General features: G+C 46.3%; 26 protein-coding genes. 20 read left to right on the forward strand and 6 right to left on the reverse strand.

The genetic code is table 11. From position 1 onward, the window contains the following. The first annotated feature begins 64 nt into the window (after positions 1–64). The 9 genes from IRE19_RS06070 (at position 65) to IRE19_RS06115 (ending at position 9,501) form a co-directional block, all read left to right on the forward strand. Positions 65–427 carry a DUF5412 domain-containing protein gene (locus tag IRE19_RS06070; RefSeq protein ID WP_191714430.1) on the forward strand — a complete coding sequence of 121 codons (363 nt, stop codon included), beginning with the start codon at positions 65–67 and terminating at the stop codon, positions 425–427. A gap of 363 nt (positions 428–790) precedes the next feature. After that, positions 791–1,819 carry an ABC transporter substrate-binding protein gene (locus tag IRE19_RS06075; protein WP_203339648.1) on the forward strand — a complete coding sequence of 343 codons (1,029 nt, stop codon included), beginning with the start codon at positions 791–793 and terminating at the stop codon, positions 1,817–1,819. A 36-nt stretch (positions 1,820–1,855) separates the two neighbouring features. Beyond that, on the forward strand, positions 1,856–3,595 hold the full coding sequence (locus tag IRE19_RS06080) for an ABC transporter permease (RefSeq protein ID WP_191714432.1): 1,740 nt from the start codon (positions 1,856–1,858) through the stop codon (positions 3,593–3,595). Then, positions 3,596–4,666: an ABC transporter ATP-binding protein gene (locus IRE19_RS06085; protein WP_191714433.1), complete on the forward strand. Its 1,071-nt coding sequence runs from the start codon at positions 3,596–3,598 to the stop codon at positions 4,664–4,666. A gap of 881 nt (positions 4,667–5,547) precedes the next feature. Then, a complete protein-coding gene (locus tag IRE19_RS06095) occupies positions 5,548–6,546 on the forward strand; it encodes an ATP-binding cassette domain-containing protein (protein ID WP_203339649.1) in 999 nt (332 codons plus the stop codon). Next, the gene (locus IRE19_RS06100) at positions 6,543–7,397 is read left to right on the forward strand and encodes an ABC transporter permease (RefSeq protein ID WP_203339650.1); all 855 of its coding nucleotides are present in this window, start codon (positions 6,543–6,545) and stop codon (positions 7,395–7,397) included. Before IRE19_RS06095 ends, IRE19_RS06100 begins: the two co-directional genes overlap by 4 nt. Before the next feature lie 101 nt (positions 7,398–7,498). After that, a complete protein-coding gene (locus tag IRE19_RS06105) occupies positions 7,499–8,041 on the forward strand; it encodes an NADPH-dependent FMN reductase (RefSeq protein WP_203339651.1) in 543 nt (180 codons plus the stop codon). 23 nt (positions 8,042–8,064) lie between these two features. Then, the gene (locus tag IRE19_RS06110) at positions 8,065–8,868 is read left to right on the forward strand and encodes a metallophosphoesterase (protein WP_203339652.1); all 804 of its coding nucleotides are present in this window, start codon (positions 8,065–8,067) and stop codon (positions 8,866–8,868) included. An 81-nt stretch (positions 8,869–8,949) separates the two neighbouring features. Beyond that, positions 8,950–9,501, forward strand: a complete 552-nt coding sequence (locus tag IRE19_RS06115) for a DUF488 domain-containing protein (RefSeq protein WP_203339653.1) — start codon at positions 8,950–8,952, stop codon at positions 9,499–9,501. Between the two features lie 76 nt (positions 9,502–9,577). On the opposite strand, the gene IRE19_RS06120 is transcribed toward IRE19_RS06115, so the two are convergent. Further along, a complete protein-coding gene (locus IRE19_RS06120; RefSeq protein ID WP_203339654.1) occupies positions 9,578–10,552 on the reverse strand; it encodes a proline dehydrogenase family protein in 975 nt (324 codons plus the stop codon). A gap of 297 nt (positions 10,553–10,849) precedes the next feature. Between IRE19_RS06120 and IRE19_RS06125 the strand changes: the two genes are divergently transcribed. Together IRE19_RS06125 and IRE19_RS06130 are read left to right on the forward strand one after the other, a co-directional pair. Beyond that, on the forward strand, positions 10,850–11,413 hold the full coding sequence (locus tag IRE19_RS06125) for a GNAT family N-acetyltransferase (protein ID WP_203339655.1): 564 nt from the start codon (positions 10,850–10,852) through the stop codon (positions 11,411–11,413). Between the two features lie 11 nt (positions 11,414–11,424). Beyond that, positions 11,425–12,132 carry a class I SAM-dependent methyltransferase gene (locus IRE19_RS06130; protein ID WP_203339656.1) on the forward strand — a complete coding sequence of 236 codons (708 nt, stop codon included), beginning with the start codon at positions 11,425–11,427 and terminating at the stop codon, positions 12,130–12,132. A gap of 52 nt (positions 12,133–12,184) precedes the next feature. Here the strand turns inward: IRE19_RS06130 and yhfH are convergent, their stop codons facing one another. The 4 genes from yhfH to fdhF form a co-directional block, all read right to left on the reverse strand. Further along, positions 12,185–12,313: a protein YhfH gene (gene yhfH, locus IRE19_RS06135; protein WP_191714442.1), complete on the reverse strand. Its 129-nt coding sequence runs from the start codon at positions 12,311–12,313 to the stop codon at positions 12,185–12,187. Between the two features lie 78 nt (positions 12,314–12,391). Further along, positions 12,392–13,684: an isocitrate lyase gene (aceA, locus tag IRE19_RS06140; protein ID WP_203339657.1), complete on the reverse strand. Its 1,293-nt coding sequence runs from the start codon at positions 13,682–13,684 to the stop codon at positions 12,392–12,394. A 717-nt stretch (positions 13,685–14,401) separates the two neighbouring features. Further along, entirely contained in the window at positions 14,402–14,881 is a 480-nt protein-coding gene (locus IRE19_RS06145) for a helical membrane plugin domain-containing protein (protein ID WP_191714444.1), read from the reverse strand. 14 nt (positions 14,882–14,895) lie between these two features. Next, complete coding sequence (fdhF, locus tag IRE19_RS06150; RefSeq protein ID WP_191714445.1) at positions 14,896–17,823, reverse strand: formate dehydrogenase subunit alpha; 2,928 nt, start codon at positions 17,821–17,823, stop codon at positions 14,896–14,898. A 343-nt stretch (positions 17,824–18,166) separates the two neighbouring features. Between fdhF and IRE19_RS06155 the strand changes: the two genes are divergently transcribed. The 9 genes from IRE19_RS06155 to moaA all read left to right on the forward strand — a co-directional run bounded on the left by IRE19_RS06155 (position 18,167) and on the right by moaA (position 25,170). Beyond that, positions 18,167–18,550, forward strand: a complete 384-nt coding sequence (locus tag IRE19_RS06155; protein WP_191714446.1) for a Na-translocating system protein MpsC family protein — start codon at positions 18,167–18,169, stop codon at positions 18,548–18,550. Beyond that, a complete protein-coding gene (gene fdhD, locus IRE19_RS06160; RefSeq protein ID WP_203339658.1) occupies positions 18,537–19,343 on the forward strand; it encodes a formate dehydrogenase accessory sulfurtransferase FdhD in 807 nt (268 codons plus the stop codon). Before IRE19_RS06155 ends, fdhD begins: the two co-directional genes overlap by 14 nt. A gap of 256 nt (positions 19,344–19,599) precedes the next feature. Beyond that, the gene (locus IRE19_RS06165; RefSeq protein WP_203339659.1) at positions 19,600–20,883 is read left to right on the forward strand and encodes an L-lactate MFS transporter; all 1,284 of its coding nucleotides are present in this window, start codon (positions 19,600–19,602) and stop codon (positions 20,881–20,883) included. A gap of 286 nt (positions 20,884–21,169) precedes the next feature. Next, on the forward strand, positions 21,170–22,414 hold the full coding sequence (locus IRE19_RS06170) for a molybdopterin molybdotransferase MoeA (RefSeq protein ID WP_203339660.1): 1,245 nt from the start codon (positions 21,170–21,172) through the stop codon (positions 22,412–22,414). After that, entirely contained in the window at positions 22,402–22,920 is a 519-nt protein-coding gene (gene mobB / locus IRE19_RS06175; protein WP_203339661.1) for a molybdopterin-guanine dinucleotide biosynthesis protein B, read from the forward strand. The genes IRE19_RS06170 and mobB overlap by 13 nt, the downstream gene beginning before the upstream one ends. Further along, positions 22,907–23,347, forward strand: a complete 441-nt coding sequence (locus IRE19_RS06180; protein WP_191714451.1) for a molybdenum cofactor biosynthesis protein MoaE — start codon at positions 22,907–22,909, stop codon at positions 23,345–23,347. The genes mobB and IRE19_RS06180 overlap by 14 nt, the downstream gene beginning before the upstream one ends. Next, complete coding sequence (gene moaD / locus IRE19_RS06185) at positions 23,344–23,577, forward strand: molybdopterin converting factor subunit 1 (RefSeq protein ID WP_203339662.1); 234 nt, start codon at positions 23,344–23,346, stop codon at positions 23,575–23,577. The genes IRE19_RS06180 and moaD overlap by 4 nt, the downstream gene beginning before the upstream one ends. Beyond that, positions 23,574–24,164, forward strand: a complete 591-nt coding sequence (mobA, locus tag IRE19_RS06190; protein WP_203339663.1) for a molybdenum cofactor guanylyltransferase — start codon at positions 23,574–23,576, stop codon at positions 24,162–24,164. Before moaD ends, mobA begins: the two co-directional genes overlap by 4 nt. Continuing rightward, the gene (moaA, locus tag IRE19_RS06195) at positions 24,154–25,170 is read left to right on the forward strand and encodes a GTP 3',8-cyclase MoaA (protein ID WP_203339664.1); all 1,017 of its coding nucleotides are present in this window, start codon (positions 24,154–24,156) and stop codon (positions 25,168–25,170) included. The genes mobA and moaA overlap by 11 nt, the downstream gene beginning before the upstream one ends. A 116-nt stretch (positions 25,171–25,286) precedes the next feature. On the opposite strand, the gene IRE19_RS06200 is transcribed toward moaA, so the two are convergent. After that, positions 25,287–25,636, reverse strand: a 350-nt coding sequence (locus IRE19_RS06200) for a citrate/2-methylcitrate synthase (protein ID WP_284700303.1), incomplete at its 5' end; no start/stop codon positions are given.

The raw sequence follows: 25,636 nt of genomic DNA on the forward strand, positions 1-25,636 counted from the left end.
AAATTGTAACGGTGGGATTCGAACTTGTGCGGTTGATTAGCGTTATATTTTAGAGGTGATGGGTATGGTGAAAAAGGTATGGATTGTTTTTGGAAGTTTTGCAGTCCTCATTGCATTGGCGGCATATGGTGTCCACTGGGCATTCTTTGATATTCAACGCGTGCCCGAAGGTGAGTATCTGACGGAATCAGTATCGCCTGATGGCCGCTATACAGTGCGTGCGTATAAGACAAATGGCGGCGCTACAGTAGCCTATTCTATTAGAGGCGAATTGGTGTTTAACACTGAAGACAGCAAAACAAAGAACATATACTGGAATTACAAGGAAGACATAGCTGTGATAAATTGGATTGACGACGACACCGTGGACATTAATGGGCACCTCTTGGATGTTCCGGAAGAAAAGTTTGATTTTAGAAATGAATAATAGCATGCCTTTAGCAATTTATAAGGACTTGCAAAAGACTATCAGCTCCGATTTAAAATTGAGGACTTTTAAAATCCTTTTCATATTTCCTTTCAGACTGAAAGCATTTTGTTATGCAAACAGAATGTTCCCTCGACTTATATTTGACCTGATCCGCCCGGCAATTTATAGTTGCTATATAAGGCAATAACTAGCAGATATCTTTAACACGCCTAATCAGCTATCTTAAGAAAATCAATTTATTGGAACGAAATAATATTTCTTAATACCAACTTAACAATAGCTTCACAAAACAACTCTATACTTATCGAGAGTCGTACATATCTACTGGAAATCATAATTATCATTCGAGGAGGAATTTACATGAAAAAAATATTTTTTGGATCAGTGACATTGTGCTTAGCTGCATTTTTAGCGGCATGCGGCAATGAGGAAGCTGGATCTTCAACCGAACCTGCAGAAGGCGGAGCGGGCGTCTCGGGTACTTTGGATTTCTATACCTCGCAGCCTGATGCGGATGCACAAGCATTAGTGGATGCTTTTAAAGAGCAGAATCCGGAAGTCGACATCAGCATTTTCCGTTCCGGTACTGAAGAAGTTGTATCGAAAATACAGGCAGAAAACCAGGGCGGCAATATCCAGGCAGATGTGCTGCTGGTTGCCGATTCCGTGACTTTCGAAAATTTTAAAGCAGAAGAGTTGCTGCTTGCTTATGAATCGCCTGAAGCGGAATCCATCGATGAAGCTTTTGTCGATCCGGATGGCATGTATGCAGGGACAAAAGTGATGGCGACCGGTTTGATCGTCAACACCAATGAAGTGACCGAACTTCCTGACAGCTGGAACGCGTTGACGGAGCCGGCAACGAAAGGGCAGGCAGTTATGCCGAGTCCACTATATTCAGGTGCAGCAGCCTATAACCTGGGCGTCATGACGCGACAGGACGGCCTGGGCTGGGAATATTACGAAGCGCTTCGTGCCAATGACATCACCATTACCCAAGGAAATGGAGCAGTATTGGAAAGCGTTGCCACTGGGGATCAGAATTACGGCATCATCGTAGATTATTTGGCGGCTCGCGCCAAAAATGAAGGATCTCCTGTAGAGTTGATTTACCCGTCAGAAGGCGTTCCGGTGATCACTGAGCCGGTGGGCATTATGGCAAACACGGAAAACGAAGAAGCGTCCAAAGCGTTTGTTGATTTCATCCTTTCAGAAGAAGGGCAAACTTTGGCGTCTGAACAAGGCTATACGCCTATCCGCGAAGGCATCGAAGCGCCTGAAGGCTTGAAGACATTGGATGAAATGACCATCCTGGATGCCGAAGCGGTTGAACTATTGGAAACGCGTGATGAAGACAAAGCGAAATTCGGAGAGATTTTCGGCCAGTAAACGACTGCGTGAATTTCGATGTGAGGAGTTACGGATATGACAGTGAAACAGCCAATGGTAGAAGAGAGAAAAAAGAGGGATTCCTCTTTTTCTCTCTTTTTTCAAAAAAAGAATTTGTATAAAATAATCGGCCTGTTGGCCATTTTCGTGTTTTTCCTATTGCCGGTGCTGCGGCTCGTCTGGCTGAGCTTTGTAGAAGACGGCTCAGTGACATGGCAATATTACACCGAAGTCTTAGGGGAGCCTGCAACCTGGAAAACGGTGCAGAACACGTTGATCATTGTAGCAGGCTCGACGGTTCTGGCTTTAGTGCTGGGGGTCTTGTTTTCCTGGATTGTAGCTTATGTCCAACTGAGTGGAAAAAGGGCGATGCAACTTTTTATCTTCCTGCCTTTCATCATCCCTTCCTATATTACGACTCTTGCCTGGACACAATTTTTCAGCGCATCGGGTCCAGTGAATGCAGTTCTGTCGTGGCTGCCGGGAAGTTTGGAAGCCCCAAACCTATACAGCATCGGAGGGATCATCCTGCTCCTTGGGATTTCTCATTATCCGCTGGTGTATTTGTTTACGGTCAATGTGTTCCGGAAAATTCCGCGTGAACTGGAAGAGGCAGCTGCGACTAGCGGCTTGTCGAAAAAACGGGCGTTCCGCAAAGTGGTGCTTCCGCTGGCGCTGCCCGGAATTGCCAGCGGCGGACTCATCGCCTTTTTATCGAATTTGGATAACTTCGGGATTCCGGCGTTTCTCGGGACACCCGCCAATATTCGCGTCTTGAGCACTTATATTTATGAACAAGTGGTCGGATTCGGGCCTTCGGCATTCTCGCGCGCCGCTGTGTTGTCTGTCATTCTTGGCGTTATCGCATTGCTCGGGACTGTCTTGCAGTGGTTCTTGCTGCGCCGCAGCCGCGTCAATGAGACAAACAGAAGCGATTCCACGCCGCGCATTTATTTATCGGCCGGCAAGCAAAAGCTGTTGGAAGCATCCTTATGGATTTTCCTGCTGGTGACGAGTCTGATGCCGCTGATTACAATGGGCGCATTGTCGCTGATTTCCGCTTATGGGGTTCCGTTCAATCTGGAGAATTTGTCCTTGCGAAATTATGAATATGTCTTTTTGACCGATTCCAAACCTTTATCGGCATTGACCAACAGCCTGCAGTTGGCCTTTTTCACGATGCTGATTTGTTTGGTGCTTGGTACTGCGATGGCGTATCTGCGCTTCAAGTACCCGGACTGGAGCACGAAAGCGGCAGAGCTGTTCATGACCATTCCGTTTGCGCTGCCAGGTACAGTGTTTGCCCTGTGCATGATCTTCATGTGGCTGGAGCCGGTTCCAGGATGGAATCCGGGCATCTACGGCACGGTATGGATTTTGTTCATCGCTTACGTTGCTCGATTTTTTGTGCTTCAAGTCAGAGGAAGCTACACAGCATTCCTGCAGATCGATCCATCGATGGAAGAAGCTGCACGGACTTCAGGAGCTGCCGGCTGGGTAAAATGGCGACGGATTTTATTGCCATTGCTGTTTCCTGGCATTCTCAGCGGGGCGCTGCTCGTATTTTTGATGGCGCTCACGGAGTTGACTGTATCCAGTCTATTGTGGTCTTCCGGCTCCGAAACGATCGGCGTCGTTATTTTCGGATATGAACAGGCCGGTTATTCGACATACTCAACAGCCTTTTCGACCGTGCTGGTGCTCGGCATACTGATGGGTGGCGCACTGTTTATGTCGGTTGGCAAATTATGGGATAGAAAGGTGCTGAAAAAATAAATGATCAAAGTGGATAATGTATCTAAAAATTATGGTTCATTCACCGCCTTGCATTCGATCGATCTTGAAATTGGAGATGGTGAATTTATTGCGGTGCTCGGGCCCTCGGGTTGCGGAAAAACGACTTTATTGAAGTTATTGGCAGGTTTTATGGGACCAACAGAAGGGACCATTTCCATGGACGACACCTTATTGGCATCGGCTAAGCGCGTCCTGCCGCCCGAAAAACGCAACATCGGCATGGTATTCCAATCATTTGCTTTGTGGCCGCATATGACGGTCGCCGAGCACATCAAATTTCCGCTGAGCTACCACCCGAATAAAATCAAAGAAGGCAAAAAAGAGTTGCAGGAGCGCATCAATGAAGTACTGAAACTGGTCGGTCTGAATGCGATGGCTGACCGTTACCCCTCAGAACTGTCAGGTGGCCAGAAGCAGCGCGTGGCACTCGCGCGGGCCATAGCGCCTTTGCCGAATCTATTGCTGATGGATGAACCGTTGAGTGCGCTTGACGTCGAGCTGCGGATGGAAATGCGCAAGGAAATTCAAAAGTTGCATAGGGAGACAAAAGCATCCATCGTCTTTGTCACACATGATCAAGGAGAAGCTTTAGCCATCGCTGACAAAATCGTTGTCATGAACCAGGGGCGGATTGAACAGATTGCGCCACCTGAAATTCTTTACACACGTCCGGAAACGGAATTTGTGGCCACTTTTGTCGGCAAATGCAACCTGGTGAAAGGTCAGTGGCAGAATGCAGGATTTGTTCCGGCCATCGATTCGAAAAATGTTTGGCCGGACCTTGGAGTGGCGGAGAGCTTTAAGGGAAATGGCATTTATCCGGTGCGCCCGGAGCAGTTCCAACTGACGGCAGCAGAACAAGATGGGGTGCAGGGGATCGTTTCTTTTGTCCAGTACCAAGGGCACGAAATCCATTATACGGTGGAAGTCGGTGAAGAAACCTGGACCATTCACGAATCGGTATTTGCATCACGTTTTCAGCCAGGAGATTTTGTCGGCATTTCGTTAAAGAATGCCCCGGTCCAGCAAAAATCTTTAATTACGCGCTGACTTATTTTGGAGCTGAAGTAACCGCTGTCTGCAGTGCGAGAAATGTAGAATATGTAAAGTCTTTGGGAGCAGATCGAGTTATCGACTGCAACATTCAAAATTTTACTGATTCAAGTGAAACATGCGGTATCATCTTCGATACGATAGGCAAATCAAAGTTTTCGCAATGTAGAAGCACTCTTAAAGAAAAAGGCATCTATCTTTCGTCAGCTGCACGAATGTCCGATTTTGCCCTAATGATTTCGACATCAGCCATGAACAATAAGAGGCTGATAGGCGGCCTAGCACCGATGAGAAAAAAAGATTTGCTCTTTCTGAAGAATTGATTGAAACTTGAAAGATTAAATCAATCATCGATTGAAGCTATCCTTTAGAAAGAATGGCAGAAGCTCATGCGTATGTAGAAAAAGGAAAGAAGAAGTGTGGTAATAACTTTTGAACGTTTTGAACCATTTTAGCCTTACTAGCTATTAATAGAAACCAAAGATCATGTATCGATTTAGAAGCTGAGGAAGCCCAATTCGTGTTTGAACACGATTGGCTTCCTCAGCTTTTTTGCACTGAACAATTAAAAGAAAAGCTATAATTAATTTTTTAAATAAAACTGAGTATTCAATCTTTTAATAAGAACAAACGTTCGGTATAATGAGACGTAGTTAAGGAATGCGATATTTTTAATCAGTAAAAAACCGGTAGTATAATTTTAGATATAAGTACACTCAACTATTACCTGCCATTTCACCTGACAGCCATCTGCCTCTATATTCCAATCAGTCTAACAAGAAATGTAAAGTATTTTCTAGACTTATCTATTGTTGGTGAAGCCTGGAGATTATGATCATTGTTGATCTACCCATCAAATCATAGAAAAGGTGAGGAGTATGTGGGAAGGCGAAAACATTCTACAGAACAATGACTTGGCTATTGAGGCGGAGGGTTTGGTAAAAGTATTCGGGAAAGAGCGTGCAGTCGATGGCGTCGACCTGGCCATTCAGAAAGGAACAGTTTATGGTTTTTTAGGTCCGAATGGAGCAGGCAAAACGACGACTATCCGAATGTTGGCAACGCTCCTTCCTGCAGATGCAGGTAAAGCCCGTATTTTTGGCCATGACTTGGTTTCAGACAGTGCGGCGATCAGGCGCCGAATCAGTCTGACGGGCCAATACGCGTCGATTGACGAGGATTTGACGGGCGTTGAAAACCTGATGCTGATCGCTCGGCTGATGGGGTATACACGGGGGCAAGCTAGAAGCCGGGCAATGGAATTATTGGAAGCTTTCGGATTGGAACGTGCCGCAAAACGCCAGGTGAAAAAGTATTCAGGTGGTATGCGTCGTCGCATCGATATTGCAGCGAGCATCGTAGTGACGCCGGATCTGCTGTTTTTGGATGAACCGACTACAGGACTCGACCCACGCAGCCGCAATCAAGTCTGGGATATCATCCGCGCACTGGTTCGGGCTGGGACGACGGTTTTGCTGACGACGCAGTACCTAGAAGAAGCAGATCAATTGGCAGACCGGATCGGGGTTATCCACAACGGCAAAATTATTGCTGAAGGGACCAGCAATGAGCTGAAGGCATCGGTCGGAAGAGGGACATTAAATGTCCAGTTAGTTAATGCTGAAGACCAGTGGCGTGCACAGGCCATACTGGAAGAAAAGCTGGATGCTGCAGTTCATCTTGGAGCTGATTCCACGTCTTTGACGGCGCAGGCTGATGATTCTGCACGCGTCGCGGAAGCATTAGCTGAATTTGCCGAACAGCGTATCGATGTCAGTGATTTTTCTTTAGGACGCCCTAGCCTTGATGAAGTGTTTTTAACGTTGACAGGTAAGTCTGCAGATCAGCAACATGCTTCTGAGGAGGAGACCTTATGACTGTCCAACTTCAAACAAAAAATTCGATCGGCACAGATTCAAGCATAGACGAGCGTTTGCATCAAGCCATCGCTTCAGGCAAACGCCCAGAACCGCCGAATGCTTTCGCTTCGACAATGGCGTTTGCTTCGCGCGCCTTGCTGCGGATCAAGCACGTTCCTGAACAGATGTTTGACGTTACCGTTTTTCCGATTATTTTTCTGCTGATGTTTACGTATTTATTTGGTGGAGCCATTGCCGGATCGACCCGTGACTATTTGCAATTCCTTCTGCCCGGCATTTTGGTGATGACAGTTGCCCAAATTACAATGTATACGGGCATAGATTTGAATAACGATATACGAAAAGGGATCTTTGACCGGTTCCGGACCTTGCCGATTTGGCTGCCTTCTGCGTTGATCGGCGCCTTGTTGGTTGATGTCATCCGCTATTCGATGGCTTCTGTCATCATGATCCTTTTAGGGTTGATGCTCGGTTTTCGGCCGGAAGGCGGCCTGATGGGTGTGGCATTTGCCATTGGGCTGGTGCTGATTTTCTCTTTCAGTTTGTCATGGATTTGGACAACTTTCGGGTTGATTGTCCGTTCCGAAAAATCGTTGATGATGATTAGTTTTTTGGTGCTCATGCCGTTGACTTTTGTCAGTAATGTTTTTGTAGAGCCTGAAACCTTGCCGACTTGGCTACAGGGATTCGTAAACAGCAACCCGATTTCCATTTTAGCGACAGCGGTACGAGGATTCATGCACGGCACTGGCACTTGGCAGCAAGTAGCGGGTGTCTTGTTCGTGTCAGCAATCATGACAGCGATTTTTGCTCCGCTGACTATGTATTTATACCGCAATAAGAAATAGGTGTATGAAAGAAGTAAGTATTTTCTCGTCAGTATTGACTGAATAGTCTATACTAAGGGCTGATGCGGCAACTTTCAAAAGTCTACTGAGGAGGAAATAAAATGAAAATTGCAGTTATTGTAGGAAGCGTACGAAAAGATTCATTCAACCGGAAATTGGCGGAGTTTGTAAAAAAACGTTACGACAACAGGTTTGACATGGAGATTCTGGATTTGAGTGTCCTGCCTTTATACAGCCAGGACATTGAAAATAATGAACCGCAGGAAATTACTGATTTCAAGAAGTCGGTCAAAGAAGCGGATGCGGTTCTTTGGGTAACTCCGGAATACAACTCAACCATTCCTGGTGTCCTGGGAAATGCCATCGACTGGTTGTCGCGTGTCGATAAAGTGATGATAGGCAAGCCCTCCTGGATTATGGGCGCTTCTATGGGGAATTTAGGAACCGTTAAAGCGCAGATGCATTTACGCGATATTCTTTTTGCGCCAGGGCTGCAATCTCCAGTGTTGATCGGCAATGAAGTTTATGTGGGTGCGGTCCATAAGAAAATGGACGAAACAGGCACAATTACGGATGAAGCAACTGTGGCATTCCTGGATCAAGTGGCGGACAATTTTGAGCAATGGATGAAACGGTTTATTTAGTTTGTGGAAGGGAGCAATGGCCAGTGAAAATTGCCATCTTATCTGACGTTCACGAAGGGTTGAACCGCAAAAAAACAGGTGCTGATATTTGGGGGCTGCTGAAAGAATGGCTGGCTACACATAAGCCGGATGTATTTATTACAAGCGGCGACATCACGTCTGGCCCTGTTAAAAGTCTGGCGTTATTGAATCGGCTAAAAAACGAATTGCCGGAGATCCAGATTTTATATGTACATGGCAATCATGATTTGTATCACGAGGATGCTACCGCTGCCTATGAAACTTTGTTGAAATTTGCAGGGAATCTCGGCAATGGTCCGGTTCAATTGGATGAGGATTGGGTCGTGGTTGGCGATGGCGGTTGGTATGACTACTCCTTTGGAATCGATGAATTCACCAAAAAGCAGTTTTCAGCAGGACAATACAATAATTTCACCTGGCCAGATAAAGTCCATGCGCATTGGCCAGAGGCTGATGGAGATGTCACTAGGAACTATTTATCAAAGCTCGAGAAGTGGTTGGCAGAACAGCAAGGAAAAAACATTATTCTAGTGTGCCATTTTGTGCCGTTTGCTCATTTTGTCCAAGTTAAAAATGACCCTTCGTGGGATTTTTTCAATGCCATGATGGGAAGCAAAGGTTTTGGGGAGTTGGCTGAAAAATATGGTGTCAAGAAAGTGATTTTCGGACATATTCATACGCGGTATCATGAAGAATACAAAGGCATCGATTGCATCTGCAATCCCCTTGGCTACTATCCGCACGAATGGAAAAACGATTCTGCTGAGGAGGAAATCAACTCAGCGATAAATGTCATCGAAATCTGAAGAAGTCTTTGTCCATGTTTACTCCGCTCTTCTCAAAGGAATAGGATAAGCAATACCTAATGGGAGAGGCGGATCAGATTAATGGATATCTACACAATCGGACATTCCAGCCATTCAAAAGAGTTTTTTGACGAGATGCTAAAATCTCGATCTATCGAACTTTTAGCAGATGTTCGGGCATTCCCGGGAAGCCGCAAGTGGCCACAATTCTCAAAAGACGAATTTCCAGTCTGGCTTGAAGCAGAAGGATTCGCATACGAACACTTCCCGAAGCTCGGTGGCAGGCGACGAAAGTCGAAAGACATGGAAGAAGACCGGAATGCAGGCTGGCGCAACCAGTCTTTTCATAACTATGCGGATTACACACTGACAGAAGAATTCCAAGAGGGCATAAAAGAATTATTGGAGAAAGCGGCTGTCAAACGGACGGCGTATTGTTGTTCAGAGCGCCATCCTGCGCGTTGCCACCGTCTGCTGATCAGCAATTATCTGACCGCAAACGGCCATCGCGTCTTGCACATCATCGATGGAAAAAAAGGGGCGGTCGATATTGTTGAGCATGAAGTGGGCATGTGGGGAGCCAAGGCTGTGGTGGATGCCAAAGGTATAGTAACTTATCCAAAAGAGGAATAAACCACAACCAAAAAACCTGCAGACCTTGTGAAGGATCTGCAGGTTTTCTTCTGTCCTGATGGTGGTCTTGATCGTTTTAGAATCTTTTGCTTGTCAGACGGCCAAGTAAAAAGGCTCCAGCAACCACCCCAATGGCAGCATTGGTCTTTTTGGTGAATACCTGCTTCACGACCAGGTTTAAATTCTGTGGGCGCTCTGCCAGTCTTCGCATAAAGTAGCCATACCAGTCTGTACCGAAAGGAATGTACGTGCAGAAATTGTAGCCTTGTTCCGCAAGTTCCAGCTGCATTTCCTTGCGGAAACCATAAAGCATCTGGAATTCGAATTTTTCTTTCGGAATGCTATGGTCAATCACGAATTGTTTTACGTGGTTGATGACATTGTGGTCATGTGTCGCAATGGAAGTGAATTTGCCGTTCAATAGATGATACTCGATCAACTCAATAAAATTGGCATCAATTTCTTCTTTGGTTTGATAGGCAACTGCTTCTGGTTCTTTGTAAGCGCCTTTGACAATGCGCAGGCGGTACTTGCTGTATTTTTGAATGTCTTCCTCGGCTCTGAAGAAATAGGATTGAATAACAGTCCCGATATTGTCATAGTCCTTCGATAATTCCTCCAACAAGTCGAACGATGGCTGCAGGCGCGCATAATTTTCCATATCAAAATTAATGAAAATGTCATAAGCGGACGCTTTTTCGACGATTTCCTTGATATTTTCAAGACAGAAGTCGTAATCGATGTCCAACCCAAGCTGTGAAGGTTTTAAGGAAATATGGGCATCCACTTGATGTGCATGGATAGCATCCACAACACTCAAGATTTGTTTTTTTGCGTGTAAAGCTTCTGCTTTGTCGTGGACAAATTCACCCAGATTATCGATGGTGCAGCTGATTCCTTGTGCATTCAGTTCTTTGATGCTGCCCATGGCTTCTTCGATATTGGTTCCAGCGACAACACTATGTGCCCCCAGCTTAAATCCGTAATTTTGTGCTGCTTTATTTAAAAGTTGGTTTTCTGAAAGATGCATAAAGAAGTTTTTAACGATCATTTTTATTGCCCCAATCTTCTCTGTATTTTTTACGGAACAAATTAGTGGAAGGAAATCTAAAATATATTTTAAAAAACATCTAGGCGCAAAATAATTTTGCGCTAATAACTATCCCTATCTATAATAATGCAAAATTATGATGCATTTTGCAATCTTTATTTTTTCTATTTTGATATTTATTGAAGTTTTCAATCAATAAAGGGACAAATAGTGAAAATTGCAGTGTGCACTTTCAGAAGTAATGGACTTTGGTAAACTGGAATTAGAAGAAAAATCAATAATCAAAGGAGGGTGCGAATGGAAACTGACTATCTCTTTGAAACTCAGCGGCTTGGTTTCAGAAGTTGGAAAACGCAGGATCGGGAACCGTTTGCAGCTATGGCGGCAGATCAAGAAGTGATGCGCTATTTTCCAAAAACCCTGATGAAAGATGAAGCGGACCTTTTAATTGACCGCTTTAACGCACATTTTGAGGATAAAGGGTATACCATGTGGGCCGTGGAACGCAAAGAAGACAGGGCGTTCATTGGATTTATTGGTCTGATGGAAATCACCATGCCCATCGAAGGACAAGGGGCAGCGGAAATTGGCTGGCGTTTGGACAAGCGCTATTGGAAACAAGGCTATGCGCTTGAAGGGGCGAAAGGCTGTCTAGCGTATGCATTCGGTCCTTTGGATATGGCAGAGGTCTATTCCTTTACTTCAACGACCAATCTCCCTTCGGAAACTGTTATGAAAAGGATCGGTATGAAAAAAGTAGGCGAATTTGAACATCCGAAACTGGATTCCAGCAGTCCGCTGAAGAAACATGTGCTATATAAAATCCATAGGCTGGATGCCGTAAAAGAATATGAAGAATGATGAGGTGCAACATGAAAAAGCATGTGTTGGAGAATTTCAATGAATTGGCAGGCATCTATGAGAAAATGGGAGATGCGAATAATCTTTATAATACGCAATACGAACGGCCAGCGATGATGCAGCACATTCCTTTCACTATGGAGGGGATGAGAGGACTCGATGCGGGCTGTTCGGCAGGCTGGTATTCCAAACAATTGGCCGATCGAGGGGCACAAGTGACAGCCGTAGACTTGAGTCCCGAAATGGTCAATGCTACACAAAAGCTGCTTGGCGAAAAAGTGGAAGCCCTGTGCTTGGATTTGGAAGAACCTTTGCCTTTTGACGACCATCGTTTCGATTTTATTGTAAGTTCCTTGACCTTGCATTACTTGAAGGATTGGCAAGGGGTTTTTTCGGAGTTCAGCCGCGTACTGAAGCCAGGAGGGAGTTTTCTGCTGTCGATCCATCATCCTTTGACGGATCTGCAGCTGTTGGACGATGCTCATTATTTTTCGACTGAATTGATTGTCGACCAATGGAATAAGGCAGGAAAAATTTACAATATGCCATTTTATCGCCGGCCGTTAAGTGAAATCCTTAATACGCTGCTAAGCTTTTTTTCAATCGAGCAAGTGATAGAGCCAAAACCAACAGCACAATTTAAGGAACTCGCACCTGAACAATATGAACGATTGTTGAAGAGCCCAAATTTCCTGATTTTGAAAGTCCGAAAAAAATAAAAAACAAAACAATCCCCCCACTCGGTACAACCAAGTGGGGGGAATTCATGTTCTATTCGTCTTTATTGCACATGCAACGTTCACATTCGTAGATGATAGACTGGTGCTGCTCCTTGATTTCGCATCCGCACTCGCGGCATTCTTTCATTGAGCGTGTCTCATATGTTTTAGTCGTTTTCATAATGATCTCCTCCAATAGGTTAATTTGGTTTGAATGCCGTGGCGTTGGAAAGGATGCTAATCAGTAGACATGTGTTGCTTACTTAGTTGTTGTGAATTGAGCGGTTTCAGTCGAGCCCTTCATAGCAGTAGTGGAGCTTGTACCGCCCGAAACGATCTGTGAAATCTCATCGAAGTAGCTTGTACCAACTTCACGCTGGTGGCGTGTCGCTGTGTAGCCTTTCGATTCGTTGGCGAATTCAGCTTGCTGCAGCTTCGAGTATGCCGCCATGCCGTTGTCTTTGTAATCGTGAGCAAGTTCGAACATGCTGTGGTTCAATGAGTGGAAGCCAGCCAATGTAACGAACTGGAACTTGTAACCCATCTTGCCAAGTTCAACCTGGTATTTCGCGATTGTTTCTTCATCAAGCTTCGCTTTCCAGTTGAATGAAGGTGAACAGTTATAGGCAAGCAATTTGCCAGGGAATTCAGCATGGATGGCATCAGCAAATTGTTGAGCTTCTTCCAGGTTCGGGTGGGACGTTTCACACCACACAAGATCCGCATAAGGTGCATATGCCAGGCCGCGTGCGATGGCTTGTTCAATACCTGCGTTCGTACGGTAGAAGCCTTCAGGTGTGCGTTCGCCTGTGATGAAAGCATGGTCGCGTGGATCGATGTCGCTTGTGATCAAATCAGCTGCATCTGCATCCGTACGGGCGATGATAAGGGTTGGTACACCGAGTACATCAGCTGCCAATCGGGCTGCAGTCAGGTTTCTTACCGCATTTTGAGTTGGAAGCAATACTTTGCCGCCCAAATGTCCGCATTTTTTCTCGGAAGCCAATTGATCTTCGAAGTGGACGCCTGCAGCTCCTGCTTCGATCATCGCTTTCATCAATTCGTAGACATTCAGCGGTCCGCCAAAGCCGGCCTCTGCATCTGCTACGATTGGTGCGAACCAGTCAAAGCCTTCTGTGCCTTCAACGCCATCGATTTGATCTGCACGTTGAAGCGCCTGGTTAATTTTCTTCACTACATCAGGTACTGAATTGACCGGGTACAAACTTTGGTCAGGGTACATCTGGCCTGCAGAGTTTGCATCTGCAGCTACTTGCCAGCCGCTCAGGTAAATTGCTTTTAATCCTGCTTTAACTTGTTGAACTGCCTGGTTGCCAGTTAATGCGCCGAGTGCATTCACAAAATCTTCTTCGTGAATCGAACGGAACAAGCGTTCAGCACCTTTTCTCGCCAATGTATGTTCAATCTGGATAGAACCGCGAAGCTTTACAACTTCCTCAGCTGTGTACATACGTTCAATGCCGTTCCAGCGTTCGTCTTGTTCCCAGCTCTTATTCAGTTCCTCGATTTGTTGTTGTTTGTTTGCGACCATGTCATCCATCCCTTTCTGATTTGAGAATCAACAATCTGTGTTAGTACAGTTTGTTTTCTTGTTAATTAATATATAACAGAAAGAGGTGGTTGTCTTCAAAATTGGACAAAAGCGATTATTTACCGATAAGGGACGATTATTCGCGATAAAGAAGAGAGAGTATTCTGATATTCTGTTTCAATACAGTTTTAGGAGAAGTATGAGGAAAGGGGAAGGTGAGGACGATGGAAGAGAATAGGAGGATGCAGACTGGCGATGGATGCAAAAAGTACTGTTGAAGAAGCAGTGATTTTGGACAAACCGTTTAGAAAAACATACCGTCTCTACATAATAACCATTCAATCATGCAATCTTTGAATTTGATTCCTTTTATATATAGAAGGAACAGAAAAAAATTAAGAGAAAAACTGTGCTTAAAACCTTGCCACAGCTAATTTGAAAAGAAGGACCCAAGGCACTCTCAAAGCAGTTTCTTCTATATAATAGAAGCTCTTATAGAATGACGATAAAAATTGACAAGTGCACACACGTTCAGAAGGCATACAGAAAAGGGAAAGGATGATCTATTACATCCATCATTAGGCTGAATCCATAAAAGCAATAGAACAGGATTTTCGTTCGTCGAAAGTGGTTCTTGCCCGCGATAAAGTAAAAAAACAGCTGCAGCTAGGAAGAAAGCTGCGGCTGTTTCTATAAGGGAATATTTTTAAAAGCTTATTAGCGGTCCAATCCTTTTCCCATCCCCTTCAGGAAGTTAAGGCCGAACTTGATGGTGCGGTTGATGTCAGGGTCTCTGAATGCTTTTACCAGCTGGAGCACCCCAAGTTTTTTGCCATTATTATTTTGAGTTTCCGCTTCTTTTAAGCCATTGACGACACTCGAAGCCAGCTTGCCTGTTGAAGCCGGATCAATCGCTGTCAGTGCGCCTGCTGCACTCATCATATTATTGATGAGGTTGGTCACCGGTTCACGTGTTGCCTGGCCCATGACCACTTCGGCAATGCCTTCTTTCGCTTTGACCATCGCGAGGACAGCATCCAAGACACCTGCATCATCCAAATCACCAGTAATGGCCAATAATTTATTAAGCGCCTGATCCTGTTCGGCAATCAGCGTTTCCAATTCGTAGAGTTTTTGCTGACGGATTTCGTCAGCGGTCCATTCCTTCTTCTTGATCTGCGTTATTGGGCTTGCCATTGGACATCACCTTTCTATCGTTGATCTGTCAGGTGCACATAACCTTCACGTGCCCATTTGCGTTCCACTTCGATGCCGGATACTGGCGTCCGTTTCTTGTCCCGCGGATTTGATTTTGGCAGCGGGCGTTTGACATGGTCTTTCAGCACTTCCATCCGGACCTTGGTCTGTTTATAGGCCGGCGTATTGGTACGCTGATCGACAGCCGGTCCAGTCAGGAAATTGATGGCCGTTTCTTTGTTTGTTGAATTCATCGGCATGAACAATTCATTGCCTTTTACTCGCCCGGTAACGATGACGGGCAATTTCAATGCGCCGTAAGGGGAGACGAGGCGGACAGTTGATCCATCTTCCAGTCCACGTTCTTTAGCCAGCTGCGGAGACACTTCAACGAAAGTTTCCGGCAGTTTGGAAATGATCCCTCTTGATTTATCGGTCATATTGCCTTCATGGAAATGCTCCAGCAAACGGCCATTATTGATATGAAGATCATATTCGACCGGGAACACTACTGGTTCTACCCAATCGGACAATGCAAAACGTGCTTTTTTGTCCGGAAAATTAAAGCCATCGGCATAAAGGAGTGGGGTGCTTTCTCCTTCAAGGCTGCCCCAAAGGAAGCTGTTCCAACCTTCCATGTTCGTGTAATCGGCTTTTGCGAACAATGGAGACAGACTCGCCATTTCTGCAAAAATTTCACTTGGGTGGCTGTAGTTCCAGCCTGCACCAAGGCGGTTGGCGATTTCCTGGACGATCCACCAATCCGCTTTCGATTGGCCGAGTTCAGGAAGTGCTTTATACAGACGCTGAACGCGGCGTTCTGTATTGGTGAAAGTACCGTCTTTTTCAAGTGACGGGGCTGCCGGAAGGATGACATCTGCGTATTGGGCGGTCCGTGAGAAGAAAATGTCCTGTACGACGAAAAAGTCAAGTTTCGCAAGAACTTCATCTACGTGGTTGGCGTTCGAATCGACCAATGCCATATCTTCACCGACAACATACATGGCCTTCATGATGCCTTCGTCAACAGCCTGCAGCATTTGGATATTATCCATACCCGGCTTGTCGTCGATTTTCACTCCATAAGCCCGTTCAAATTTTTGGCGGGCAGCGTCATCTGTAACATGCTGGTAGCCCGGAAGCCAGCCTGGCAATGAGCCCATGTCGCAAGCTCCTTGAACATTGTTGTGGCCGCGCAGCGGGTATGCGCCAGCTCCTGGCCGGCGATAGTTTCCAGTCGCCAGCAAGAGGTTGGAAATTGCAGCGGACGTGTCAGAACCTCCGGTATTCTGCGTGACTCCCATGCCCCAAAGGATGCAAGTGCCGTCAGCATCACGGATCATTTCAGCTGTGCGGATCAAGGTTTCCTTGGAAACGCCACTGCGTTGCTCGGCATAGTCCAATGTGTACTGGTCCAGCACTTCTTTAAAATCATTGAAATAATTGACGTTGTCATCGATGAATTGCTGATCATGCCAGCCTTGGTCGATCATGTATTTCGTTACAGCCATCAGCCATACCTGGTCCGTGCCTTGTTTCGGCGTAATGAAGATATCCGAGCGTTCGGCCATTTCATTTTTGCGCATATCGGCAACAATCAATTTCTGGCCATGCAATTTGTGCGCGCGTTTGACGCGAGTCGCTAATACGGGATGGCCTTCTGCCGGGTTGGCGCCAACAATGATGACGAGTCCCGCGCTGGCGATGTCTTTGATGGTTCCGGCATCTCCGCCCATTCCGACTGTACGGAATAAACCGTCTGTCGCAGGGGATTGGCAGTAGCGTGAGCAGTTATCGACGTTATTCGTTTCAAATACCTGGCGGCTCAGCTTCTGTAAGATGTAATTGTCTTCATTGGTGATTTTCGAAGACGAGATGACACCGATTGAATCTTTGCCATTTTGTTCTTTGATCGTTTTGAATTTCGAAGCGACTAAGTCAAGCGCTTCTTCCCAAGTAGCTTCGACAAACTCACCGTTTTTGCGGATGAGGGGAGTGGTGATGCGTTCTTCGCTATTGACGAAGTCCCAACCAAATTTGCCTTTTACGCAAGTGGAGATGGCATTGGCCGGCGCTTCGGAAACAGGCTGGATCTTCAGGATTTCACGGTCTTTAGTCCAGATTTCAAATGAACAACCGACACCGCAGAATGTACAGACTGTTTTGGTTTTTTTCGTCCGTGTTTCACGCATCGTTGCTTCTGCATCCGATACGGCCATGATGCCGCTATAGCCCGGTTCGACGTCTTTCACCAAATCAATCATCGGCTTCAGGATTTTCTCCGGAATGGCGGTCATGAAACCTGCTTCACCAAGCATCGATGTTTCCATCAAGGCATTGCACGGACAGGCAGTAACACATTGGCCACAGCTGACGCAGGAAGAATCGTTGATTTTGGCGCCGCCGTCCCACAGGACAATCGGCCGGTCGCGTGACCAGTCCATCGTCAAAGTTTCATTGACCTGGAGGTTCTGGCAGACCTCGACACATTGGCCGCAGGCGATACATTGGTTCGGATCATACCGGTAGAACGGATTGGTTAAATCAACTTCATCGACTGTACACTTCGGTTCGAACGGGTATTTTTGGTGTTCAATTTCCATCATGTCGACAGTGTTGTGGACTTTGCAGTTGCCATTGTTATTGTCGCAGACTGTGCAGTACAGCAAGTGATTCTCAAGAATCCGGTCCATGGCTTCGGTTTGCGCTTCCTTGGCGCGCGGGGAAGCCAATTGGACTTCCATACCGGCAGTTGCTGGAGTTGAACAGGCACGAACAAGCTTTCCGTCAACTTCAACGATACATGTGTCACAGGTTTCGATCGGGTCGACTTCAGGCATATAACAGATTTGCGGATGAAGAATCTTTTCTTCGTTTAGCACCTGTAAAATGGTTTTTCCCTGCTCGAACTCGACAGGGGAACCGTTAATCTTAATGGACATGCCAAAACCTCCTTCTTATGATATGCAGCATCCAGCTTTTACAACGGACGTTTGACCTGCCAGCCTCCTCGGCATAGGGGAATCAAACTGTCCGCAAAAAAGGGATAAAAAAATTCCACCATGAAAAACACACTTGACAAGTGCATCTGTTTCATAGTGGAATAGTGTCTTAACAGGACTTGTTAAATGACCAATCCAAATATATAGGGTAAAGTGAAAGCGCTGTTGCATTAAAATACAGCAACACCAACATATGCTATTATTATATACAGTAAAAATGAGATGTACAACTAAAATTGGTACTAGTCAAAAAATTACAAGTCCGAAAGAGGAGAGGATCTACATGTCCAGACAGATCCATGAATTCAATGACATCATTCGGAAGTTGCGGAAAAACCTTTTTGGAAAAGGTCCCGAACGCATACAGACTGTCTTTGTTAATGATATGGCCATCGCGACTTTATATGGGAATTTGAGCCCCTCAGAACAATTCATCGCCAGAACGCCGGAAGGCAGAGAAATGGTCCACACTGCGCGCACCCGGATGATCCAAAGTGTCTATGCCACGTCAGCACCGGAAGGCATGGAGGAATTGGTCGGCGCCAAATTCGTCCATCTATTCTCAGACATCAAAGTTGAAGACGACATCGCCGTATCTGTATTTCTGTTTGACCGGCCGATTGACCAAAATGGACAGCCAGGAGGCAAAACCGATGCAACAAGATAAAACACGAAAAATCCTGCGCTACGAAAAAGGCGGGTTTATCGAAAAAGAAGACCGTGTTGTCGTCGAACAACCGGCTACCATTAAAATAAACGGCAAAGAATTTATCACCATTGTTTGTTCGCCTGAGCATATGGAAGAAATGGCGATCGGTTTTTTGGTTTCTGAACGCATCATCCCCAATTACCGGGACATCCAGGAAATCCGGGTGGAAGAAAAAACGGGAACGGTCCACATAACCGCTGAGAAAGTCTATCCATTTTTTGAGCAGCTCCAGAACAAGCGGTTCATCAGTTCCTGCTGCGGCATGAGCCGACAGGGATTTGTCTTTGCGCATGATGCTATGATTGCTAAAAAAATGTCCGAAGTCAGCGTGACGCTAACACCGGAAAATTGTTTTCAGCTTATGGAGGGGATGGCGGCTTCAGCTGAAATGTTCAAGCAGACAGGCGGCGTCCATAATGCGGCGCTTTGTGACGCGAACGGCATCATCGTTTCGCGCATGGATATCGGCAGACATAATGCACTCGATAAAATCTACGGCTATTGCCTAGTGAACAGCATTGATGTCCGTGACAAAGTCATCGTCTTCAGCGGGCGGATTTCCTCAGAGATTTTGCTGAAGGTAGCGAAGATCGGCTGTGAAATTGTCCTGTCGAAATCCGCGCCAACAGAATTGGCATTGACCTTGGCAGACGATTTGGGCATCACCGCAGTCGGCTTTATTCGCGGTGGATCGTTCAATCTGTATACGCACCCTGAACGGATTGTCAGTAAAGAAACTTCTGCAACTTAGTAAAAAAATAGAGTGACAAAAAAAGGGAAGGGTGCTATGCTTCTAATCGTCTAAATATTTCGGTTATTAAACAGAGGCAGTTCTGAGCTGTATATTCCAGCCATCGCAGTGTTTATTGTGATTTTACTTATTCCCAGTTTGGTATTTCCTGCCTGCCTAGTCGAAATACAAATGACCGCAATTCCTAAAACTGATGATTTTCACTGTTGGAAATCATTTTATATAAACACAAGCAATTGACTAGGAGGTTAGGGAAATGAAAAAGAAGCCGAAAAACAGATGGTTAATCGCATTATCTGCAGTAGGAATACATATTTCGATCGGCTCCGTCTATGCATGGAGCAATTTTACCAATCCACTGATTGACCAGTTTGGGTGGTCCACCAGCCAAGTGCAGCTGACATTCAGCATCGCCATCCTGTTCCTGGGATTATCGGCAGCCTTTTTCGGCAGCTTTGTAGAGAAATACGGTCCGAGAAAAGCGGGATTAGTAGCAGCCTTTTTCTTCGGTGCCGGCATCATTGGCTCGGGCTTTGCTGTAAGCGCTTCCTCTTTGCCGATGCTCTATGTGTTTTACGGAGCGCTTGGGGGAATCGGGCTTGGCATCGGTTATATTGCGCCGGTCTCCACATTGGTCAAATGGTTCCCGGATCGCCGCGGTTTGGCTACTGGCCTTGCCATCATGGGCTTTGGCTTTGCCGCAGCCATCAGCAGCCCCATTATGGAAATGCTCATCACTTCAGTTGGAGTGGAACAAACTTTTTATATTTTAGGGGCAGCATATTTGATCATCATGACCCTGTCATCCCTGTATCTTGAAAAGCCGGAAGAAGGCTGGATGCCTGCAGGCTTTGAAGAAAAAGTAAATACCGGCAAAGCTGAACGGAAAATCGACTTGTCCCAGCTGACGGCCAACGAGGCAGTAAAGACAAAGCGCTTTTATTACCTATGGTTTATGCTATTCATCAACGTGACATGCGGAATCGCGATTTTGTCAGCGGCCAAACCGATGGCAATTGACAGCATCGGCATGACTACCGTCCAGGCAGCGGCTTTGGTTGGTGTTCTTGGAATTTTCAACGGCCTCGGACGTCTGGGCTGGGCGGCAATCTCCGATTACATTGGCCGACCGAATACGTATACGGCGTTTTTCGTTATTCAAATTGCGTTATTTGCATTATTGCCATTCACTACCAACGCGATTTTCTTCCAGATCATGCTGGCAATTATCTATACATGCTATGGCGGTGGATTTGCATCGATCCCAGCGTATATCGCGGATATTTTCGGTACGAAGCAATTGGGAGCAATCCATGGGTATATTTTGACTGCGTGGGCAGCAGCCGGCCTTGCAGGACCTTTGTTCGCCGCTTTCATGAAGGATAAGACGGGAAGCTATGAAAGCAGCCTGTTGTTCTTCGCCGGCCTGTTCGTAGTGGCTTTGGTCATTTCACTGGTCATTCGTTTGGATATCCGGAGAATCCGTGCCAAAAATGGAGAAATAGCTGTAGCGCCATCTGCAGAAACCGTCAGCGATTGATAATAGAGACACCTCTGGATGTCATTGCAGAAATTAACAATGTGAAGAGGAAATGACTTCTTCATTTTCAACAGAAGTAAAAAAATCTAATCTTAAAAACAACCTTGAACGCTCCATTTGCCAAGGTTGTTTTTGTTTTATTCGAAAAGGTCAGTTTGACAGGCTCTCAGGCTTTGTATAAGTTTAATACGTATAGGTCCATTGTGAAAAAATATCAAAGCTTTAAAGAGCTCCACATACATATGTAAATAATGCCAGCATTTTAATGAGTAGGAGCTGAAGAATAATGGTAGAAAAACGTAGGCCAATCTCCGTTTCAGAAGCACTCGAACGGGTTTTGGGCAAGGCGTCTCTAATCGGAAGTGAAAAGGTGGACCTGGAAGAAAGCTACGGCCGTATTCTGGCTGAACCAATCGTCGCTTCCAGTGATGTGCCGCCGTTCAACCGGTCTCCTTATGACGGCTATGCCATCCGTTCAGCGGATTCTGCCGGAGCATCAGGCGATAATCGGATCTCGTTTCGTGTCATCGACCATATTGGAGCGGGAGAAGTGTCGGCTAAAAAACTGAAGGCCAATGAAGCGATCCGCATCATGACAGGTGCCCAGCTTCCGGAAGGCGCTGACGCCGTTGTGATGTTTGAGCAGACGGTCGAATCTGAGCACGGCATCACTATTCGAAAGCCCTTTAAGGCACTTGAAAACGTCTCTTTGCAAGGGGAGGATGTTCAGAAAGGTGAAGTGGTCATCGATCGCGGAAGCTTGATCAATCCAGGAACAATCGCGTTGCTGGCGACTTTCGGCTATTCGCAAGTCGCGGTAGCAAAACAACCGGTTGTCGGCATCCTTTCAACCGGAACCGAATTGCTTGGAGTCGATGACGAATTGGTGCCGGGCAAAATACGCAACAGCAACGGACCGATGATTGTTGCCCAACTGAAGCGAATGGGTTTCCGCTGCAAGATGTACGGCATGTCGATTGACCAATTGGATGAAAGTTACCAAGTGGTCAAAAAAGCTGCGGACGAAACCGATTGCCTGATTACGACTGGCGGCGTTTCCGTCGGAGATTTTGATTTTCTGCCGGCGATCTATGAACGGCTCGGGGCTGAAGTATTGTTCAACAAAGTAGCCATGCGCCCCGGCAGTGTGACAACTGTTGCCGTCGCAAATGGCCGCTATTTGTTTGGATTGTCCGGAAACCCTTCTGCTTGCTTTACCGGATTCGAGTTGTTCGTGCGGCCAGCCCTGCTGAAGATGATGGGAGCGGGAAAACTATATTTGCCGCAGACAAAAGCGGTTTTAGGAGAAGATTTCACAAAAGCCAATCCATTTACACGTTTCATCCGCGCTTCTTACGACGGCGAAACAGTGTCACCGGCTGGATTCAATAAATCGAATGCGGTATCATCGATCGCACGAGGCAATGCGTTGATTGTGTTGCCTGGAGGCAGCCGCGGATTCCACAGGAGCGACACGGTTGATGTGCTCCTTCTCGGCATGGAAGAAGGGGCAAGCAAATGGCGGCTCTAAAGGTATTGCAAGTTGTCGGCTTCAAAAACAGCGGCAAAACAACACTGTCCTTAAATTTGCTGGAACAGGCTAAAAATAAAGGAAAGACGGTTGCGTTCATTAAGCACCATGGCCACGGTGGCCCGCTTGAACTGCCGAAAGCAGAAACCGACAGCATGCGTTTGTTGGGAAGCGGCGCTGATTGTTCCATTGCATATGGGGATGGCATCATACAAATGCATCAGCGAAAACAAACAGCAACAGTAGAAGAACTAGTTGACTATGCTTCTTTAGGGAATCCGGATTTGATTTTGGTGGAAGGCTTTAAAGAAGCGCCTTTTGAAAAAATTGTTTTGCTGCGTTCAGTTGAAGATAGCCTGGAGCTTCAAAAGCTGCAAAATATCGTCTTGGCAATTGCACCGGAAGAATTACAGCTGGACAATATCCGGTTGATTCTTCAGAATGACAGTAAGCTATTACAGAATTGGTTTGCGAATTGGATGGTGATAGATAATGAAGGCATTTGAAATTGTAACAGAAGCGATCAACCCTCAAATTTACGCAGATTTTGTCTTGCGCCCGGAAGCGGGAGCAGTCACTTTATTCACTGGACATGTTCGTGAGTGGACAAAAGGGGTACGGACAATGTATCTCTCTTACGAAGCTTACGTGCCGATGGCAGAGAAAAAGCTGGCGCAGATCGGCGAAGAAATTGAACAGCGCTGGGAAGGGACGAAAGTGGCGATTGCCCACCGGATCGGCGAGCTGCAGATCAGTGACATTGCGGTTGTTATTGCGGTTTCATCGCCGCACCGGAAAACAGCCTATGAAGCGAACGAATACGCAATTGAACGCATAAAGGAAATCGTGCCGATCTGGAAAAAAGAAATTTGGGAAGATGGCGAAGAATGGATCGGCGACCAGAAGAAAAAACCGGAAGGGGAATTGACATGATCCAATTGCATTATTTTGCAGGACTCCGTGAACAGACCGGTGTCTCTGAAGAACAAGTCGATATGGCCGGTCGGACTGTAGAAGACTTATGGCAATGGGCGACTGAGAAATACCCGGATTTTATTTCCGGGGCAGCACGTGTGGCTGTCAATGAAGAATATGCGCTGCCGACGGATGTGCTGGAAACAGGAGATGTTGTGGCGTTTATTCCACCGGTAAGCGGAGGATGACAGTTCTTGTTGGAATCCTGTTGGCAGGCGGCTTGTCGCGCCGGTACGGTTCCCCAAAGGCGTTTGCGGAACTGGAAGGAGAGTTGTTTTACGAAAGAGCTTATCACGCGTTAGCAGCTGTTTGTGATGATGTGGTCATCATTTCCAGACCTGAATTGATGGAACGCTTTTCATCCGATGCTGAAGTCATTACCGATCTCGACTGGATTGAAGGACAAGGGCCGCTGGCGGGCATCCTCTCAGGCATAATTGCCAAGAGAGCTGATAAGTATTTCGTGCTGCCTTGCGATATGCCGTATGTGGGCCCGGCCGAAACAGCCAAACTGCTGGAACTCGCGAACCCTTCTTCAGATATCACAACAATCTGTAATTCCACGGAGAACATCCCGTTGTTCGGCATTTGGGATAAACGGGTAAAAGAACAGCTGCAGCAGGACTTGGAGGCTGGGCAATTTCGCGTCATGAAGTTTATGGAAAAAGTGGCTACCGAGTGGATCGATTCATCAGAGATCCATAAAGACCCGCTCGTTTTCCGCAATGTGAACCAACCCGACGATCAAATGAGGGGGTGGCAAAATGGCCATTAAACCAGTACAGGACCAATTTCAGCGTCCAATACGGGATTTACGGATTTCGGTTACCGACCGTTGCAATTTCCGCTGTTCGTATTGCATGCCAAAAGAAGTTTTCGGGGATGATTATGCTTTTTTGCCGAAGCAGGAATTATTGTCGTTTGAGGAAATCCACCGCCTGACCAAAATGTTTGTGGCGATGGGCGTCAAAAAAATCCGCCTGACAGGCGGGGAACCGTTAATGCGCAGAGGTTTGCCGGAGCTCATTAAAAAAATCCTTTCGGTTGAAGGGGTGGAAGACATCGGCTTAACGACAAATGGCATGTTTCTTGGCAATCAAGCACAGGCCCTTTATGATGCAGGATTGCGCCGATTGAACATCAGCCTTGATGCCTTGGATCCTGAGCTGTTTGGAAAATTAAACGGCCGGGGTGTCGAACCCTCTCATATATTGAAGCAAATTGACTTTGCACAACAAGTCGGTTTTGAAATTAAAGTCAATATGGTGGTCCAAAAAGATGTTAATGAACAAGAAATTTTGCCGATGACGGCTTATTTTAAAGAACGGGGCATTACGCTGCGCTTTATCGAATTCATGGATGTCGGCAACGACAATGGCTGGAGCTTTAAAAAAGTAGTGACCAAAAAGCAAATTCTCGACAAACTGCAGAGCGTCTATAAACTGGAACCTGTCGACAAAGATTATTATGGTGAAGTTGCGAAGCGCTATCGTTTTGAAGAAGGGGATGCCCAAGTCGGATTTATTACATCCGTTTCGGAATCTTTCTGCTCATCTTGTACGCGCGCCCGCCTGTCATCTGACGGTAAATTTTACACCTGCCTGTTCGCAACCGGCCATTTTGATATTCGGGAATTGATTCGGAGTGGATTGACCGATGAGGAACTATTGGAAAAAATCTCAGCTGTCTGGGAACGCCGGGATGACCGTTACTCGGATGAACGCACTGAATTCACCGCAAAAAACCGCAATAAAATTGGCATGTCCTATATCGGCGGATAACAGAGGCAAACATGAAAAAATGCGATTCCTGTAAACAGAGGAATCGCATTTTTCATTTGCTTATCTAGATGAGTCGATATGGTCCAAACCGTAAATGGAAAGGATAGATATTTTTCTTAGCGCTCTTCAACCGGCACATAGCTCTGCATGCCAGGCCCGATGTATTCCGCACGCGGGCGGATCAGGCGGTTGTTCGAATACTGCTCAAGGATATGCGCCAGCCAGCCGGATGTGCGGGAAACCGCAAAGATCGGCGTGAACAGGTCATGTTCGATGTTCAGGCTGTGGTAAACCGATGCCGAGTAGAAATCGACGTTCGGCGGCAGGTTCTTCTGGCCAGTAACGATTTCGTGGATCTTCACGGACATGTCGTACCATTTTTCTTCGCCGCGGATCTGTGTCAATTTCTGGGACATTTCACGCAAGTGCTTCGCACGCGGGTCGCCATTGCGGTAGACACGGTGGC

Origin of the sequence: Planococcus beijingensis (genome assembly GCF_016820615.1) — a bacterium.
In the GTDB taxonomy this organism is placed as follows: domain Bacteria; phylum Bacillota; class Bacilli; order Bacillales_A; family Planococcaceae; genus Planococcus; species Planococcus notacanthi.